Genomic DNA, 15,968 nt, shown 5'->3' on the forward strand with positions numbered 1-15,968 from the left:
GCCGGAGACCACATCCCATGCTGGCATTTGAAAACGTCGACAAGTACTACGACGACTACCACGCGCTCAAAGGCATCAATGCCACCATCGAACGCGGTGAAGTCGTTGTGGTGTGCGGCCCCTCGGGTTCGGGCAAATCCACGCTGATCCGCACGGTCACGCGGCTGGAAGCCATCCACGGCGGATGTATCCGCTTCGAAGGACGCGATGTCCATGCACGCGATGTACGCGTCAACCAATTGCGTGCGCGCATCGGCTTCGTGTTCCAGAATTTCAACCTGTTCCAGAACCTGTCGGTGCGGCAGAACCTGATCCTCGGGCCAACCAAAGTGCTCGGTCTGTCGCGCGACGAAGCGACGGCGCAAGCCGAAGCGCTGCTTGCCAAGGTCGGCCTTGCCCACAAGATCGACGCGATGCCCGCGAACCTCTCGGGCGGCCAGCAGCAGCGCGTGGCAATTGCGCGGGCGCTGGCGATGAAGCCGCCGCTCATGCTGTTTGATGAGCCGACCAGCGCGCTCGACCCCGAGATGGTGCAAGAGGTTCTGCACGTGATGCGCCAGCTGGCAGACGACGGTCTCACGATGATGATCGTCACCCACGAAATGGGCTTCGCGCGCGATGTGTCGAGCCGTGTCTGGTTCATGGACCAGGGCGAGTTGCTGGAGGACTCGCCGCCTGACCAGTTCTTCAGCCGACCGAAGCACGCGCGTGCGCAGCGCTTTCTGCAAGACGTCCTGCGGCCGGCCCCGCGCATAGCTGAACTCGTCGCCTGACACCGACAACGACAACGACAACAACGCCACGTAATACAACGCAAGGCGCCCCAATACCTCAGGAGAATCCATCCATGTCCACATCTCTTCCTCACCAACGCCAAGCGGCAGTCAATGATGCGATTACCGCCATGAAAGCCGCACTTGCACCCGAAGGTGAAACACGCCCCGCACTGGCGGACGTGCTCGAACAGGTCAAAGGACTCGCCGCACGCACGGAGTTCTGGCAGGAAACCGACTTCCCGCCTCCCAGCGACGGCGAGCTGCAAGCCCGCTACCTGATTCACGAAGATGCCGACCAGACCTACGCGCTGTACCTGAACGTCATGCGCCCGGGCAAGAAGATCACGCCGCACAACCACACCACGTGGGCCTGCATCGCCGCCGTGGACGGCACGGAATACAACTACGTCTACCGCCGCACCGACGACCGCGCCACACCCGGCGTCGGCACGCTGGAAATGACCGACACCGTCGTCGTCGAACCCGGTACCGGCATCGCGCTGGCAGCCGAAGACATCCACGCGGTTGAGATCAAGGGCGAGGCGCCCATCCGCCATCTGCACATGTACGGACGCGCACTCGAAACGCTGACCGAGCGCATCACGTTCGACCTGGCGACCGGCCGCTACCAGACCATGGGCATCGGCGTGAAGACGCGCCGCTAACCGCCTAGCCGCAACCCGAATCGCGTTGCCTGTAATCCGCGCTGCGTGCGCGGAGGGGCGCGCTCACCCTTTTGATTCGTTTCGCATCGATATGACATCGTTCGTTACCGCCCAGACCTTGAAAGCGTGGCTGCACGACGGCGCCGAGATCGCGCTGTTCGACGTGCGCGAGCACGGCCAGTACGGCGAAGCCCACCTCTTCTACGCCATCCCGCTGCCATACAGCCGTCTTGAGATCGATGTCCCGCGGCTCGCGCCTCGCCGCGCCGTGCGCGTGGTCGTTTATGACGACAACGATGGCGTTGCCGACCGCGCGGCCGAACGACTGACCGCCATCGGCTACACCAATGTGCACGTGCTGCAAGGCGGCGCACAAGGCTGGAGACACGCGGGCTTCACACTGTTTGCCGGCGTCAACGTGCCGTCCAAAACCTTCGGTGAACTCGTCGAGATGGCGTACCACACGCCACGCGTCACGGCGCGCGAGCTTGCGGCCATGCGCGAACGCGGCGACGACGTCGTCATCGTCGACGGCCGCCCCGTCAGCGAATATCTGAAGATGACGATCCCGTCGTCGATCTGCTGCCCGAACGGCGAACTGGGGCTGCGCATCCGCGAGCTTGTCCCCGATGCAACCACGCCGATCGTCGTCAACTGTGCGGGCCGCACACGCAGCATCATCGGCGCTCAGACGCTGATCAACCTGGGCATCCCGAACCCGGTAATGGCACTGGAGAACGGAACGCAAGGCTGGTACTTGGAAGACCTGCCTCTGGAGCACGGCAGCACGCGCCGTTATCCCGACGTCGTGCCGCCCGCCACCGTCAAGGACATGCGCGAGGCCAGTCAGCAACTCGCTGCCCGCTTTGCAGTGCCAGAGGTCGATGCAGAAACGCTCGCACGTTGGGTTGCACACGACGAACACAGCGTCTTCCTGTGCGATGTCCGTACCCCCGAGGAATTCGCCAGCGGCAGCCTGCCAGGTGCGCAGCATGCGCCGGGCGGGCAGTTGATCCAGGCAACCGATCAATACGTCGGCGTGCGTCATGCCCGCCTCGTGCTCTTCGATGCCGACGGCGTGCGCGCGCCAATTGTTGCAAGCTGGCTGCGGCAACTCGGCCACGATGCCTATGTGCTGCGCGAGGGATTGAACAGCAACGCGAGCCTGCCGATTGCCCCCACCCTGTTGCCGCAACCGTTACCGGAAATCAGTGCGCAAGCGCTCTCCACCGCGCTCGCGGCCGGCACCGCACAAGTGGTCGACTTGCGCCCCAGCATGGGCTTCCGCCGCGCCCACGTGCCGGGCGCCACATGGGCCATTCGTCCGCGCTTGCCTGCCCTGGCGGCTGACCGCGATACCGTGCTGATCGCTGACGACCCGCGCATCGCAGCACTCGCTGCAGCAGATTGGGACACGGGCGCACCGCGGGCCGCATCGCGACTCAAGTTGCTCGCTGGTGGCATCGCCGCGTGGACTGCCGCTGGCTACGTCACCGAAGGTTCCGAGAACGTCCCGCCCGACACCGATTGCATCGACTATCTCTTCTTCGTGCATGATCGGCATGACGGCAACAAGGCTGCGGCAAGGCAATACCTGGCCTGGGAAACCGGCCTGCTCGCCCAACTCGATGCGCAGGAACTTGGCGCCTTCCGCGTGGGCGCCGGCGCCGCGCAGTCATGACGCTCAACCTTCGAGGCCCACTCACCATGTCATCGCAGAAAATCGAGCCACCACTGGCAACCCGACTCGCGACTCGCCTCGTCAAGGGCGGCACCTCGCCAGTTTTTGAAGGCGGCCGAGCCGTCAACCCGCCCGTTGTGCGCGCCTCCACCGTGCTGTTCGATTCGATGGGCGAGATGAACGACGCGCGCCGCCGTCGCGGCACCGAACGCATGTTTACCTACGGCGCGCGCGGCAACCCCACGGGCTTTGCGCTGGAAGATGTTGTCGCGCAACTCGAAGGCGGCTATCGCACGCGGCTATTCCCGACTGGCCTGGCCGCCATCTCGATGGTTTTCCTGGCCTTCGCGCGCCCAGGTGATCACGTATTGATTGCCGATTGCGTCTACCAGCCGCTGCGTCATTTCGTCGATACGTTCCTGCGCCCGTGGGGCGTGGAGGTGACGTATTTCTACGCCGACGGCAGCGATGTCGCACAGCAGCTCAAACCGACGACCAAGCTCGTCTACGTGGAATGCCCCGGCTCGCTTGTCTATGAGATGTGCGATCTGCCCGCGCTCGCTGAGATTGCGCATCGCCATGGGGCGCTGGTCGTCGCCGACAACACGTGGGGCTCCGGTCTGCAATACCGCCCACTCACACTGGGCGCCGACGTGTCGATCATGGCGGCGACCAAGTACCTGAGCGGCCACTCCGACGTGATGATGGGCACGGTGACCACCACGCAGGCGTGCTGGCAAACCCTCGCGACGATGTGCGACGCCCAAGGCGTGGCGGTCAGCCCTGACGATGCCTATCTCGTGCTGCGCGGCACGCGCACGCTGGCCGCGCGCCTCGCCATGCACGAACGCCACGCGCTGGAGATTGCGCGCTGGCTGCTAGCACGGCCGGAAGTCGCACGGGTCTTCTGCCCCGCTCTTCCCGACGACCCCGGCCACGCCCTCTGGCAACGCGATTGCACCGGTACCAACGGACTGGTCTCGTTCGAATTTGCCCAAGCCGATCTGCAAACCGCCGGGCGCTTCGTCGATGCCCTCGCGCTGTTTGGCATCGGCGCATCATGGGGCGGCTTCGAGAGCCTTGCGACAGTCAGCAACGTGGCGGGCACGCGCACCTGCACGGATTGGTCTGCAGCCGGCCCGATCGTGCGCCTGCACATCGGACTGGAAGACCCGCAAGACCTGATCGATGATCTGACGCAAGCGTTCGCGCGCGTTGAGGCATAGCACCAGCGTTATCGCCGAGCAAAAAAAAACGCCCCGAAACCTCGGGGCGTTTTTCTGGCAGATCGCCTAGCGATCAGACCGCTTCTTCGCGCGATGCGCGCTTGCGTTCGTGTTCCTTCAGGTGACGCTTGCGCAGGCGGATGCTCTTCGGCGTGACTTCCACCAGCTCGTCGTCGGCGATGAATTCCACCGCGTATTCCAGCGACATCTGGATCGGCGGCACCAGGCGCACGGCTTCGTCGGTACCCGACGCACGCACGTTGGTCAGCTGCTTGCCCTTGATCGGGTTGACGACCAAGTCGTTGTCGCGGCTGTGGATACCGATGATCATGCCTTCGTAAAGCGCATCGCCAGGCGACACGAACATGCGGCCGCGATCCTGCAGCTTCCACAGCGCGTAGGCCACGGCAGCGCCGTCGTCCTGCGAGATCAGCACGCCGTTGTGACGCTCGCCCAGGTCACCTTCCTTGACCGGGGAGTAGTCGTCGAAAATGTGGCTGATCAGGCCGGTACCGCGCGTCAGCGTCAGGAATTCACCCTGGAAGCCGATGAGGCCACGGGCCGGAATGCGGTATTCCAGACGCGTGCGGCCCTTGCCGTCCGACGCCATGTCGAGCAGTTCGCCCTTGCGGCGGCCCAGCTCTTCCATCACGCCGCCCTGGTGGCCGTCTTCCACGTCCACAGTCAGGCGCTCGAACGGCTCGCACTTCACGCCGTCGATGTCTTTGAACACCACGCGCGGGCGCGACACGGCCAACTCATAGCCCTCACGGCGCATGTTTTCCACCAGAATCGTCAGGTGCAGTTCGCCGCGGCCCGACACTTCGAAGATCGTGTCGTCGCCGGTGTCCTTCACACGCAGTGCCACGTTGGACTTCAGCTCGCGGTCCAGACGGTCGCGCAGTTGGCGGCTCGTCACGAACTTGCCTTCGCGGCCAGCCAGCGGCGAGGTGTTGACGCAGAAGTTCATCGTCAGCGTCGGCTCGTCCACCTTCAGCATCGGCAGCGCTTCCTGGGCGTCCGGCGCACACACGGTGCAACCGATGCCCAGCTCTTCAATACCGTTGATCAGCACGATGTCGCCGGCTTCGGCTTCCTGCACCAGCTCGCGCTCCAGGCCGCGGAACTTCAGCACTTGGTTGATACGGCCCTTGATCGGGTTGCCTTCCGGGCCGAACTTGACCACCACGTCCTGCAGCGGACGAACGCGGCCACGCGTGATGCGGCCCACGCCGATCTTGCCGACATAGCTGGAGTAGTCCAGCGAGATGATCTGCAGCTGGAACGGACCGTTCGGGTCGTCGTTACGCTGCGGCACCTTGTCGAGAATGGTCTCAAACAGCGGCTTCATGTCGCCTTCGCGCACGTCGTCGGTCAGGCCGGCGTAACCGTTCAGGCCCGAGGCGTACACCACCGGGAAGTCGAGTTGGTCGTCGTTGGCGCCCAGCTTGTCGAACAGGTCGAAGGTCTGGTTGATCACCCACTCCGGACGCGCACCCGGGCGGTCCACCTTGTTGATCACGACGATCGGCTTCAGGCCCAGGGCCAGCGCCTTGCGCGTCACGAAACGCGTTTGCGGCATCGGACCTTCCACTGCATCCACCAGCAGCAGCACGCCGTCGACCATCGACAGCACACGCTCCACCTCACCACCGAAGTCGGCGTGCCCCGGCGTGTCGACGATATTGATGTGCGTGCCGTTGTACTCGACCGCGCAGTTCTTGGCCAAGATCGTGATGCCGCGTTCTTTTTCGATGTCGTTCGAATCCATCACGCGCTCGGCGATCTGCTCGTTCTCGCGGAACGTGCCGGCTTGGCGAAGGAGCTGGTCGACCAGCGTGGTTTTGCCGTGGTCAACGTGGGCAATGATGGCGATGTTGCGAAGCGCGCGCATGGGATGTGAACTCGAAAAGACGTGACACGAGCCCGGGACAGCACCCAAATTCAGCTCGCGGAATAACCTGACATTCTAGCATGCTGCGATGCGCAAGACATGACACTCCGTGACGAATCGATGGAGGAACATTGTACAAGTGCTCGTTGAATCACTGATTGTTTCTAAAATTGGAATCACACATTCAGTACCTTGCTGTTTGCTGCGTCAATTCGTATATTTGTCCGGACAATGATTGTGCATACATAAGATGTCCGAACAGACAAGACCCGCCACCGAAGTTGCTGCCGGAACCCTCTTCCGGGTGGAGGACTACCGCATGTGCGAAAGCGTGGGCTACCTCGTGGGGCGCGCCAAGACGGCGCTGTCCATGGCCATCGAGCAGGAAGTTGCCGCGATGGATGTGACGCATTCCCAGGCCAGTTGCCTAGTGCTTCTCGCCAACGGCCGATGCCAAACCGCCACCGACCTCGGCCGCGAATTGAACACCGACATCGGTTCGCTCACGCGCATGCTCAGCCGCATGGAAAAGCGTGGCCTGATCGAGCGCGTGCGCAGCGAGTCCGACCGCCGCGTCGTGCATCTGGAGGTGACCCAAGCCGGCCGTGACTTGGCCGACCGCATGCCAGCCATCTATACGCACGTGCTGAATCGTTTCTTTGCCGGCTTCACGCCGGGCGACGTCGATACGCTGCGCGAGCTCCTCAAGCGCATTCTCGACAACGGTGCCGCAACGGAGGGGCATCGCGTACGCCCCGCCGGTCACTGACGCCGCTCTGCCTGAATTGCATCCGCCGCACCGAACGCTTTCCGCCCCTTGATCGCTTGACCCATCAAACAACATGAACGCCTTGAACTCCGCCCCCCAGGCACTTTCGCCCCTAAGCCGCGTCGGCAGTCCGCGCGTGCAATGGCCGGCGCGCTTGGGCGTGGCGCTTTCCACTGTGACGCTGGCTGTGCTGGCCGGTTGCGCGAACCTCGGCAATTCGCACAGCACGCAGACGCTGACAACGCCGGGCCAATTGGCGAGCGCGCAATCGTTGCCCTCGCAGGGCGGTCAGTGGCCGTCGCAGAACTGGGTCGACCAGTTCAACGATCCGCAACTGCGCGCGCTGGTGGACGAAGCCATCAAGGACAATCCGAATCTGCAAGTCGCCTTTGCTCGCGTGCGTGCTTCGCGTGCGATGGCCGATGTGGTACGCGGCAACCTGTATCCAAGTGTCGGGCTCGATGCCGACATGACGCGCCAGCGCCTGTCGGAATACGACATGTTTGAAGGCACGCCGCTGGCGGGCCGCTGGTTCACAGAATCGAAGATCCAGCTTGGCGTGAGCTATGACCTGGATTTCTGGGGCAAGAATCGCTCCGCATTGGAAGCTGCGCTGTCCGACGACAAATCGATGGAAGCGGAAAGCCAGGCTTCGCGTTTGATGCTGTCGACCACGGTGGCACGCACCTACGCCAAGCTGGCCGCGCTCTACGCGCAGCGCGACGTGGCCGAACGTGCAATCGTGCAGCGCAAGGATTTGACCAACCTGGCGAGCCAACGCGTGCGCGCAGGCCTCGATACCCAAGTTGAAACCACGCAGGCTCGCGCCAATGTGGCCGCTGCACAAACGGAACTTGAACAAGTCGACGAGCAGATCACGCTGGCACGCAACCAGTTGGCCGCGCTGCTGGGCAAGGGTCCGGACCGCGGCCTCACGATCACGCGCCCGACGCTGCTTGCGCAAGCCACGCCCAGGCTGCCGAACAACTTAACCATCGACCTGATCGGCCGTCGCCCGGATCTCGTGGCTGCGCGCTGGCGCGTGGAAGCCGCGTCGAAGGATATCGACGTCGCCAAGGCGCAGTTCCTGCCGGATATCAGCCTGACTGCATTCCTGGGGCTGGCTTCGATTGCGCCGGAAAACCTGCTGCTTGGCGCATCGCGTCAGCTCGGTATCGGCCCGGCGCTCAAGCTGCCGATCTTCCAAGGCGGCAAGCTGCGGGCCAACCTGCGCGGCAAGTACGCCAACTATGACGCCGCTGTCGCAAGCTACAACCAGACGCTGACCGAAGCCCTGCACGACACCGCTGACCAGATCACTACGCTGCACAGCATTGATTCGCAGATCACGATCCAGCGCACTGCACTGAGCGAAGCTGAGCGCGCTTACAGCCTTGCACGCACGCGCTACAGCGCCGGCCTTGGCACGCAACTGGTCGTGCTGAACGCTGAGACGACCGTGTTGCAGCAACGCAAGCTCGCGACCGATCTGCAGGCACGCCGACTCGACGCGCAGATGGCACTGATCAAGGCCCTCGGCGGCGGCTACACGGCAGAAGAGCTCCCTGGCGCCAAACCTTTGGCCGCCGCATCGCACAGCCGACCCGAACTGAACTGATCGTTCCAACGCATTCTTTTGAGCCAACATCATGAGTGACAACAAGCCCCAAGCCGCACCGTCCGCTGCCCCCGCACCAGCAGCCCCCGCGGCAACGCCCGCCGGCAACGGCAATGCCAACGGAAAGCGCAAGCGCATGCTGACCACGCTGGCCGCCGCACTGGTGGTTGCCGGCGTCGGCTACGGCCTCTACTGGGGCCTGTACGGCCGCTGGTTCGAGTCGACCGACGATGCATACGTGCAAGGCAACGTCGTCCAGGTAACGCCGCAGGTGGCGGGCACCGTGGTCGCCATTCGCGCGGATGACACGCAGCTCGTGACCTCCGGCCAGCCCGTGATTGAGCTGGACCGCGCAGATGCACGCGTCGCGCTGGAACAGGCTGAAGCCGCGCTCGCGCAGACGGTGCGCCAGGTGCGTACGCTGTACTCGAACACCAGCGCATTCACCGCCACGCTGGCCATGCGTGAGAGCGATCTCGCCAAGGCGAAGGACGACCTAGCCCGCCGCAAGCAGATTGCCGGTACGGGCGCGGTGTCGCAGGAAGAAATCTCGCACGCACAAACCGCTGTGCAGGCTGCCCAATCTGCACTGGAAGCTGCGAAGGAACAACTGCAGGGCAACCGCGTGCTGACCGAACAGACCACGCTGGAGCGTCACCCGAATGTGTTGCAGGCCGCCGCCAAAGTCCGCGAGGCTTACCTTGCCTATGCGCGTACCAGCCTGCCGGCATCGGTCACGGGCTACGTAGCCAAGCGTTCGGTGCAGGTCGGCCAGCGCGTCGCTCCGGGTACGCCGCTGATGGCCATCGTGCCGCTGGACCAGCTCTGGGTGGACGCCAACTTCAAGGAAGTCCAGGTACGCCACATGCGCGTGGGCCAGCCGGTTGAACTGGTGGCCGACGTGTATGGCAGCAGCGTGACGTACCACGGCAAGGTGGCCGGTTTCTCGGCGGGTACGGGCTCGGCGTTCTCGCTGCTGCCGGCACAGAACGCCACGGGCAACTGGATCAAGGTGGTGCAACGCCTGCCGGTGCGCGTGTCGCTCGACCCGAAGGAACTGAAGGACCATCCGCTGCGCGTGGGCCTGTCGATGGAAGCCAAGGTCGACATCCATGACGAAGGCGGCCAAAGCCTGGCCACCGCGCCGACGGCTTCGCCGCTGCAAACGACGGTATACGACCAGGCCGGGAAAGACGCCGATCAGGTCATCGCCAGCATCATCACCGCCAACGCAGGCCGCGGCGGCGCCACGGCACCGGCCGCTACCAACGTGCCGGCCGCAACGGCTCCGCGCGCTTCGCAACCCGCACCCAAGGTCTGACGCATGGCAACCGCCGCGCCCAAGCCGCTACAGCCACTGACCGGCGCCAAACTGGCGATCGGTACGGTCGCGCTGTCGCTGGCCACCTTCATGAACGTGCTGGATTCGTCCATCGCCAACGTGTCGATCCCGGCAATTTCGGGCGACCTGGGTGTGGCCCCGAACCAGGGCACGTGGGTCATCACCTCGTTTGCGGTAGCCAACGCCATCTCGGTGCCGCTCACGGGGTGGCTGACGCAGCGTTTCGGGCAGGTGCGCCTGTTCGTCACGTCCATCCTGCTGTTCGTGCTGTCGTCGTGGGCGTGCGGGCTGGCGCCCAATATGGGCATGCTGATCGCCGCCCGGATCATCCAGGGCGCCGTGGCAGGCCCGATGATTCCGCTGTCGCAATCGCTGCTGCTGTCGACATATCCGCCCGCCAAAAGCTCGATGGCATTGGCGCTATGGGGCATGACCACGCTGGTCGCGCCGATCATGGGGCCGATCTTCGGCGGCTGGATCTCCGACAACATGAGCTGGCCGTGGATCTTCTACATCAACATCCCTGTGGGCATCCTGGCTGCGTACGCAACGTGGGTCATCTACAAGGACCGCGAATCGCCGACACGCTTGCTGCCGATCGACAAGATCGGCCTGGCGCTATTGATCCTGTGGGTGGGCTCGCTTCAGTTGATGCTCGATCGCGGCAAGGAACTCGACTGGTTCAATTCAACCGAGGTTGTGGTGCTGACGGTCGTTGCCATCGTGGGCTTCGCGTTCTTCCTGGTGTGGGAGCTGACCGAAGATCACCCCGTGGTGGACCTGACGCTGTTCAAGGGCCGCAACTTCAGCGCAGGGGTCGTCGCCATCTCGGTGGCGTACGGGCTGTTCTTCGGTAACCTGGTGATCCTGCCGCTGTGGCTGCAGACCATCGTCGGCTACACCGCCACGGACGCGGGCCTGATCATGGCCCCGGTGGGCATCTTCGCCATCATCCTATCGCCCGTCATCGGCAAGAACCTGCCAAAGATGGATGCGCGCTGGGTAGCGACGACAGCGTTCATTACCTTCGCACTCGTGTTCTGGATGCGCTCGCGCTTTACCGTGCAAGTGGACACGTGGACGCTGATGATTCCCACGCTGATCCAGGGTGCTGCAATGGCGATGTTCTTCATCCCACTCACGTCGATCATCCTGTCAGGCCTGCCTCCCGAGCGGATTCCGGCGGCATCGGGTCTGTCGAACTTCGTGCGGATCATGTTCGGCGGCATCGGTGCGTCGATCTCGACCACGGTGTGGGACAACCGCTCTGCCTTGCACCACGCGCAACTGGTCGAGCACGTGAATTCGTACAACCCTGCCTATGCGTCATCGATCAACCAGTACACACAACTGGGCATGCCCAACCTGCAGGCCAATGGCGTGATCGAACGCGTGATCTCGCAGCAAGCCGCAATGTTGGGCGCCAATGATATCTTCTGGATTTCGGCGGTGCTGTTTATCGTGCTGATCGTCTTCATCTGGCTGACCAAGCCGGCGAAGTCGGCGGCCGGTGCGGAAGCGGCAGCCGGCGCGCATTGATCCAACATCGAGCAAACAAAAAAGCCACGCGTAGCTGCGTGGCTTTTTTTGCTGCCGTCGATCGGCTTAAAGATGCACGAGCCGCCCCGGTCGCAGCACACCATCTTGCCAAGCAGCCACACCGAGCAGCGACACCGCCGTGGCGCCCGCCCCTATCGCCTCGCGCACGCCGTACACGCGCACCTGGTCTGCATTCGGCAACGTCAATCGCAACGGCAAGCGCTGACCATGCAGAAAGCGGCGGCTCTCTTCCGCATCCAGCTCCACGCGCGGCAGCGTCTGCAACAGCGCATCGACTGGGGCCAGCAATGCGGCGCGCGCATCGTCGGCCGCTTCGTCCAGCGATTCAAGCGTCACGGCACCGTTCAGCGTCAGGTTACCGACCTGGGTGCGACGCAGCGCAACCAAATGTCCACCGCAGCCCAGCGCCTCGCCAATGTCTTCACCCAACGTACGGATGTACGTTCCCTTGCTGCATGACACGCGCAACGTGATCGTCGGGGCTGCCGACTCCAGATCCGTCGCCAGTACATCAATCGCGTGGATCGTTACCCGACGTGCAGCGCGTTCTACGGTCTGACCCGCGCGCGCGTACTCGTACAACGGTTTGCCGTCCTTCTTCAGCGCCGAGTGCATCGGAGGCACTTGGTCGATCTCGCCGACAAAGCGCGCGATGGCTGCCCGCAGTTGCTCGGGTGTGACCGATACGGGGCGCTCGCTCAGCACCTCGCCTTCCGCATCTGCGGTACTCGTCTTGATACCAAGACGCACGATGGTTTCGTACGTCTTGTCCGCATCGAGCAAATCCTGCGAAAACTTGGTTGCCTCGCCAAAACACAGCGGCAGCAAGCCGGTAGCGAGCGGATCGAGCGTGCCGGTATGCCCGGCCTTCTTGGCCCACAACAGACGTTTGGCGCGGATCAACGCATCGTTGCTCGACCAGCCGATCGGCTTGTCCAGCAGCAGCACGCCATGAACATCGCGGCGCGGCGGCTTCTGCGACCTGGGCACATGTTGCTCGGCCATTTCAATCGTCTTTGGCACGCGTGGCGTTGGCCTCATCGATCAGGCGCGACATCTCGATACCGCGCTCAACCGAACCGTCAAAGTGGAAATGCAGCGTCGGCACGGTGTGGATGTGCAGGCGCTTGAACAACAGTGAATGCAGGTAGCCCGCCTTCTCGTTCAGAATGGCGCCGGCAACTTCCGGCTCGGCGCCCAGCACCGTGAAGTAGATTTTGGCGTGCGCGTAGTCAGGCGTAAGCGTGACCGATTGCAGGGTCACAAGGCCCATTGCCGGGTTCTTGATTTCGCGCTGGATCAACTCGGCCAGATCACGCTGGATCTGATCGGCGATGCGCACGTTGCGGCCAGCGGCCGATCCCGATTTCTTCGGCATAGTGTGTTCCTCACATGGGCCGCCAGCACGCGCCAGCCCGGCCCAAAAAGACAAAACGGTGGCGCGGGACGCGCCCGGCCACCGTCGCAAAGTCGAGCCGGACACCGCAGCGTCCGGCCAACGGATTACAGCGTACGTGCCACCTCGGTGATCTCGTAGACCTCGAGTTGATCGCCTTCCTGAACGTCGTTGAAGTTCTTGATCGACAGGCCGCACTCGAAGCCTTGCTTCACTTCTTTCACATCGTCCTTGAAGCGCTTGAGCGAATCGAGTTCGCCCGAGAAGATGACCACGTTCGCACGCAGCACCCGCACCAGCGAATTGCGCTTGACGAAACCGTCCAGCACCATACAGCCCGCCACCGCACCAACCTTCGGTACGTGGAAGACCTGGCGTACTTCGACAAGGCCCGTCGTTTCTTCGCGCTTCTCCGGCGAGAGCATGCCCGACATCGCTGCCTTCACCTCATCCACAGCGTCATAGATGATGTTGTAGTAGCGGATGTCGATGCCCTGATGCTCGGCCAGCTTGCGTGCGCCTGCGTCGGCCCGCGTATTGAAGCCGATGATGACGGCCTTCGATGCGGTTGCCAGGTTGACGTCCGACTCGGTGATGCCACCCACGGCCGCGTGCACGACCTGTACGCGCACTTCGTCGGTCGACAGCTTCTGCAGCGAGTGCACCAATGCTTCCTGCGAACCTTGAACGTCCGCCTTGATGATCAGCGGCAGCGACTTCACGTCGCCTTCGCTCATCTGTTCCAGCATGTTTTCCAGCTTGGCAGCCTGTTGGCGCGCCAGCTTTACGTCACGGAACTTGCCTTGGCGGAACAGCGCGATTTCGCGCGCCTTGCGCTCGTCCGGCAGCACCAGGACTTCTTCGCCAGCGCCCGGCACTTCCGACAGGCCCTGGATTTCCACCGGGATCGACGGACCAGCTTCCTTGGCCGGCTTGCCGTTTTCGTCCAGCATAGCGCGCACGCGGCCATAGGCCGTGCCCGCGAGCACCACGTCGCCGCGCTTGAGCGTACCGCTCTGCACCAGCACCGTAGCGATCGGCCCCTTACCCTTGTCCAACTGCGCTTCCACCACCAGACCCTTGGCCGGCGCGTTGACTGGAGCCTTCAGTTCCAGCACTTCGGCCTGCAGCAGCACGTTTTCCAGCAGGCTGTCGATACCTTCGCCCGTTTTGGCGGACACCGGCACGAACGGCACATCACCGCCGTACTCTTCCGGAATCACGCTCTCAGCCACCAGTTCCTGCTTGACGCGGTCGGGGTTGGCTTCAGGCTTGTCGACCTTCGTGATCGCAACCACGATGGGCACCTCGGCGGCCTTCGCGTGAGCGATGGCTTCCTTCGTCTGCGGCATGACGCCGTCGTCGGCAGCCACGACCAGAATCACGATGTCGGTTGCCTTGGCGCCACGTGCACGCATGGCCGTGAAGGCCTCGTGACCCGGGGTGTCCAGGAACGTAATGACGCCACGGTCGGTTTCGACGTGATACGCACCGATGTGCTGCGTGATACCGCCGGCTTCACCTGCCGCAACCTTGGCACGACGGATGTAGTCCAGCAGCGAGGTCTTGCCGTGGTCGACGTGACCCATGACAGTCACGACCGGCGGACGGGTTTCGGCCTCAGCATTCGTCGGCTCTTCCACACCGCCAATCAGCAGCGCTTCCGGATCGTCCAGCTTGGCCGCGACCGCCTGGTGGCCCATTTCTTCGACCACGATCATCGCGGTCTCCTGGTCCAGCACTTGGTTGATCGTGACCATCTGGCCGAGCTTCATCATCTGCTTGATGACTTCGGCAGCCTTGACCGACATCTTGTGCGCCAGATCGGCCACAGAGATGGTTTCCGGCACGTGCACTTCACGCACAACCGGCTCGGTCGGTGCCTGGAAAGCATTGCGGTTGTCGTCGCCATGGCGGTTGCGGCCGCCCTTGGAGCCGGAGCGCCAACCGTCGGCACCGCCGCCGGTGTCGCCGCGCGTCTTCAGGCCACCACGCTTACCGCTACGGTTATCGTCCTGCCAGCCCGACTTGCCGCGACCGCCCTTCTTGTCGCCCGTAGGCGAACTGGGTGCTGCAGCGGCAGGCGCCGGGGCAGCTGGCTTCTTGGCGGCCGCAGCCGGGCGTGCCTCGCCAGCCGGCTTGACCGGCTTGTGCAGCGTGCCCGATTGCTCGGCCTTCTTGACTTCTTCAGCCTTGCGCTCGGCGGGTGTCTTCAGCACGCGAGCGGGGGCGCTCATCATCTCGCGGATGGCGCGTGCCTCGGCTTCGGCAGCTTCACGGCGCTTGCGCGCACCGTCTTCCTCGGCCTTGATCTTGTCGGCAGCAACGCGCGCCTCATCAGCGGCCTTCTGCGCAGCTTCGCGCTCACTTGCCAGACGTGCGGCATCTTCCTCGGCCTTGCGGCGCGGGGCTTCGTCCGACGCTTCAGCGGCTGCGCGGGCAGCAACGGCTTCCTCTTCCGCCTTCTTGGCGGCGAGTTCAGCCTGACGCTTCTGCTCGGCTTCAGCAGCTTCCTGACGGGCGCGACGCTCAGCTTCCTCGCGCTCCATCGCCTCCTGGCGCGCCTTCAGCTCAGCTTCCTGACGGGCCAGCAATTCAGCCTGGTGGCGTTGTTCTTCCTCGCGACGCGCGATTTCCTCGGCATCAACCACCGGTGCAACCTCTGCGGCGTCCGATTCAGCCTGCGCCGCGTTCGGCTCATCACGCTTGACCAGCACGCGCTTCTTCTTGACTTCCACTTGCACGGTGCGCGTCTTGCCGGTGGCATCCGCTTGGCGGATTTCGCTGGTTTCGCGTTTGGTGATCGTGATCTTCTTGCGCGCGCCATCCTCGGCGCTGCCGTGTGCTCGCTTGAGATAGTCGAGCAGTCGGGTCTTGTCCGATTCGGTGATGACGTCTTCCGGCGTCGCCTTTTGCACGCCCGCGGCTTGCAATTGTTCCAGCAGCGCTGATGCGCTTCGGTTCAATTCGCCAGCGAGTTGGGCAACTGTTGTGCTTGCCATTCAAACCCTTTCGATGCTTGGTTTCAGTGAGAATTGCGA

12 protein-coding genes are annotated in these 15,968 nt (G+C 63.6%); 8 read left to right on the forward strand and 4 right to left on the reverse strand.

Features of this window, described 5'->3' with window-relative positions; all coding sequences use genetic code 11:
• Positions 1-17 precede the first annotated feature (17 nt).
• From BM136_RS08185 to metC, 4 genes are all read left to right on the forward strand, one after another.
• A complete protein-coding gene (locus tag BM136_RS08185) occupies positions 18-773 on the forward strand; it encodes an amino acid ABC transporter ATP-binding protein (protein WP_092971402.1) in 756 nt (251 codons plus the stop codon).
• Between the two features lie 74 nt (positions 774-847).
• Complete coding sequence (locus tag BM136_RS08190) at positions 848-1,441, forward strand: cysteine dioxygenase family protein (RefSeq protein ID WP_092971403.1); 594 nt, start codon at positions 848-850, stop codon at positions 1,439-1,441.
• Positions 1,442-1,532: 91 nt separating this feature from the next.
• Positions 1,533-3,122, forward strand: coding sequence for a rhodanese-like domain-containing protein (locus BM136_RS08195; protein ID WP_092971404.1), 1,590 nt, complete (start codon positions 1,533-1,535; stop codon positions 3,120-3,122).
• Positions 3,123-3,148: 26 nt separating this feature from the next.
• Positions 3,149-4,348, forward strand: coding sequence for a cystathionine beta-lyase (metC, locus tag BM136_RS08200; protein WP_092971872.1), 1,200 nt, complete (start codon positions 3,149-3,151; stop codon positions 4,346-4,348).
• Between the two features lie 73 nt (positions 4,349-4,421).
• Here the strand turns inward: metC and typA are convergent, their stop codons facing one another.
• On the reverse strand, positions 4,422-6,242 hold the full coding sequence (gene typA, locus BM136_RS08205; protein ID WP_092971405.1) for a translational GTPase TypA: 1,821 nt from the start codon (positions 6,240-6,242) through the stop codon (positions 4,422-4,424).
• A gap of 250 nt (positions 6,243-6,492) precedes the next feature.
• Between typA and BM136_RS08210 the strand changes: the two genes are divergently transcribed.
• From BM136_RS08210 to BM136_RS08225, 4 genes are all read left to right on the forward strand, one after another.
• Entirely contained in the window at positions 6,493-7,011 is a 519-nt protein-coding gene (locus BM136_RS08210; RefSeq protein WP_175537105.1) for a MarR family winged helix-turn-helix transcriptional regulator, read from the forward strand.
• A gap of 73 nt (positions 7,012-7,084) precedes the next feature.
• Positions 7,085-8,629 carry an AdeC/AdeK/OprM family multidrug efflux complex outer membrane factor gene (locus tag BM136_RS08215; protein WP_092971406.1) on the forward strand — a complete coding sequence of 515 codons (1,545 nt, stop codon included), beginning with the start codon at positions 7,085-7,087 and terminating at the stop codon, positions 8,627-8,629.
• Positions 8,630-8,660: 31 nt separating this feature from the next.
• On the forward strand, positions 8,661-9,950 hold the full coding sequence (locus BM136_RS08220; RefSeq protein ID WP_092971407.1) for an HlyD/EmrA/EmrK family protein: 1,290 nt from the start codon (positions 8,661-8,663) through the stop codon (positions 9,948-9,950).
• Between the two features lie 3 nt (positions 9,951-9,953).
• A complete protein-coding gene (locus BM136_RS08225; RefSeq protein WP_092971408.1) occupies positions 9,954-11,510 on the forward strand; it encodes a DHA2 family efflux MFS transporter permease subunit in 1,557 nt (518 codons plus the stop codon).
• 66 nt (positions 11,511-11,576) lie between these two features.
• Here BM136_RS08225 and truB read toward each other — a convergent pair whose 3' ends face one another.
• From truB to infB, 3 genes are all read right to left on the reverse strand, one after another.
• The gene (gene truB, locus BM136_RS08230) at positions 11,577-12,536 is read right to left on the reverse strand and encodes a tRNA pseudouridine(55) synthase TruB (protein ID WP_092971409.1); all 960 of its coding nucleotides are present in this window, start codon (positions 12,534-12,536) and stop codon (positions 11,577-11,579) included.
• A 1-nt stretch (position 12,537) separates the two neighbouring features.
• Positions 12,538-12,909: a 30S ribosome-binding factor RbfA gene (gene rbfA / locus BM136_RS08235; RefSeq protein ID WP_004626422.1), complete on the reverse strand. Its 372-nt coding sequence runs from the start codon at positions 12,907-12,909 to the stop codon at positions 12,538-12,540.
• 125 nt (positions 12,910-13,034) lie between these two features.
• Positions 13,035-15,929, reverse strand: a complete 2,895-nt coding sequence (gene infB / locus BM136_RS08240; protein WP_092971410.1) for a translation initiation factor IF-2 — start codon at positions 15,927-15,929, stop codon at positions 13,035-13,037.
• Between the last annotated feature and the right edge of the window lie 39 nt (positions 15,930-15,968).

The organism is Ralstonia sp. NFACC01 (assembly GCF_900115545.1).
GTDB lineage: Bacteria > Pseudomonadota > Gammaproteobacteria > Burkholderiales > Burkholderiaceae > Ralstonia > Ralstonia mojiangensis.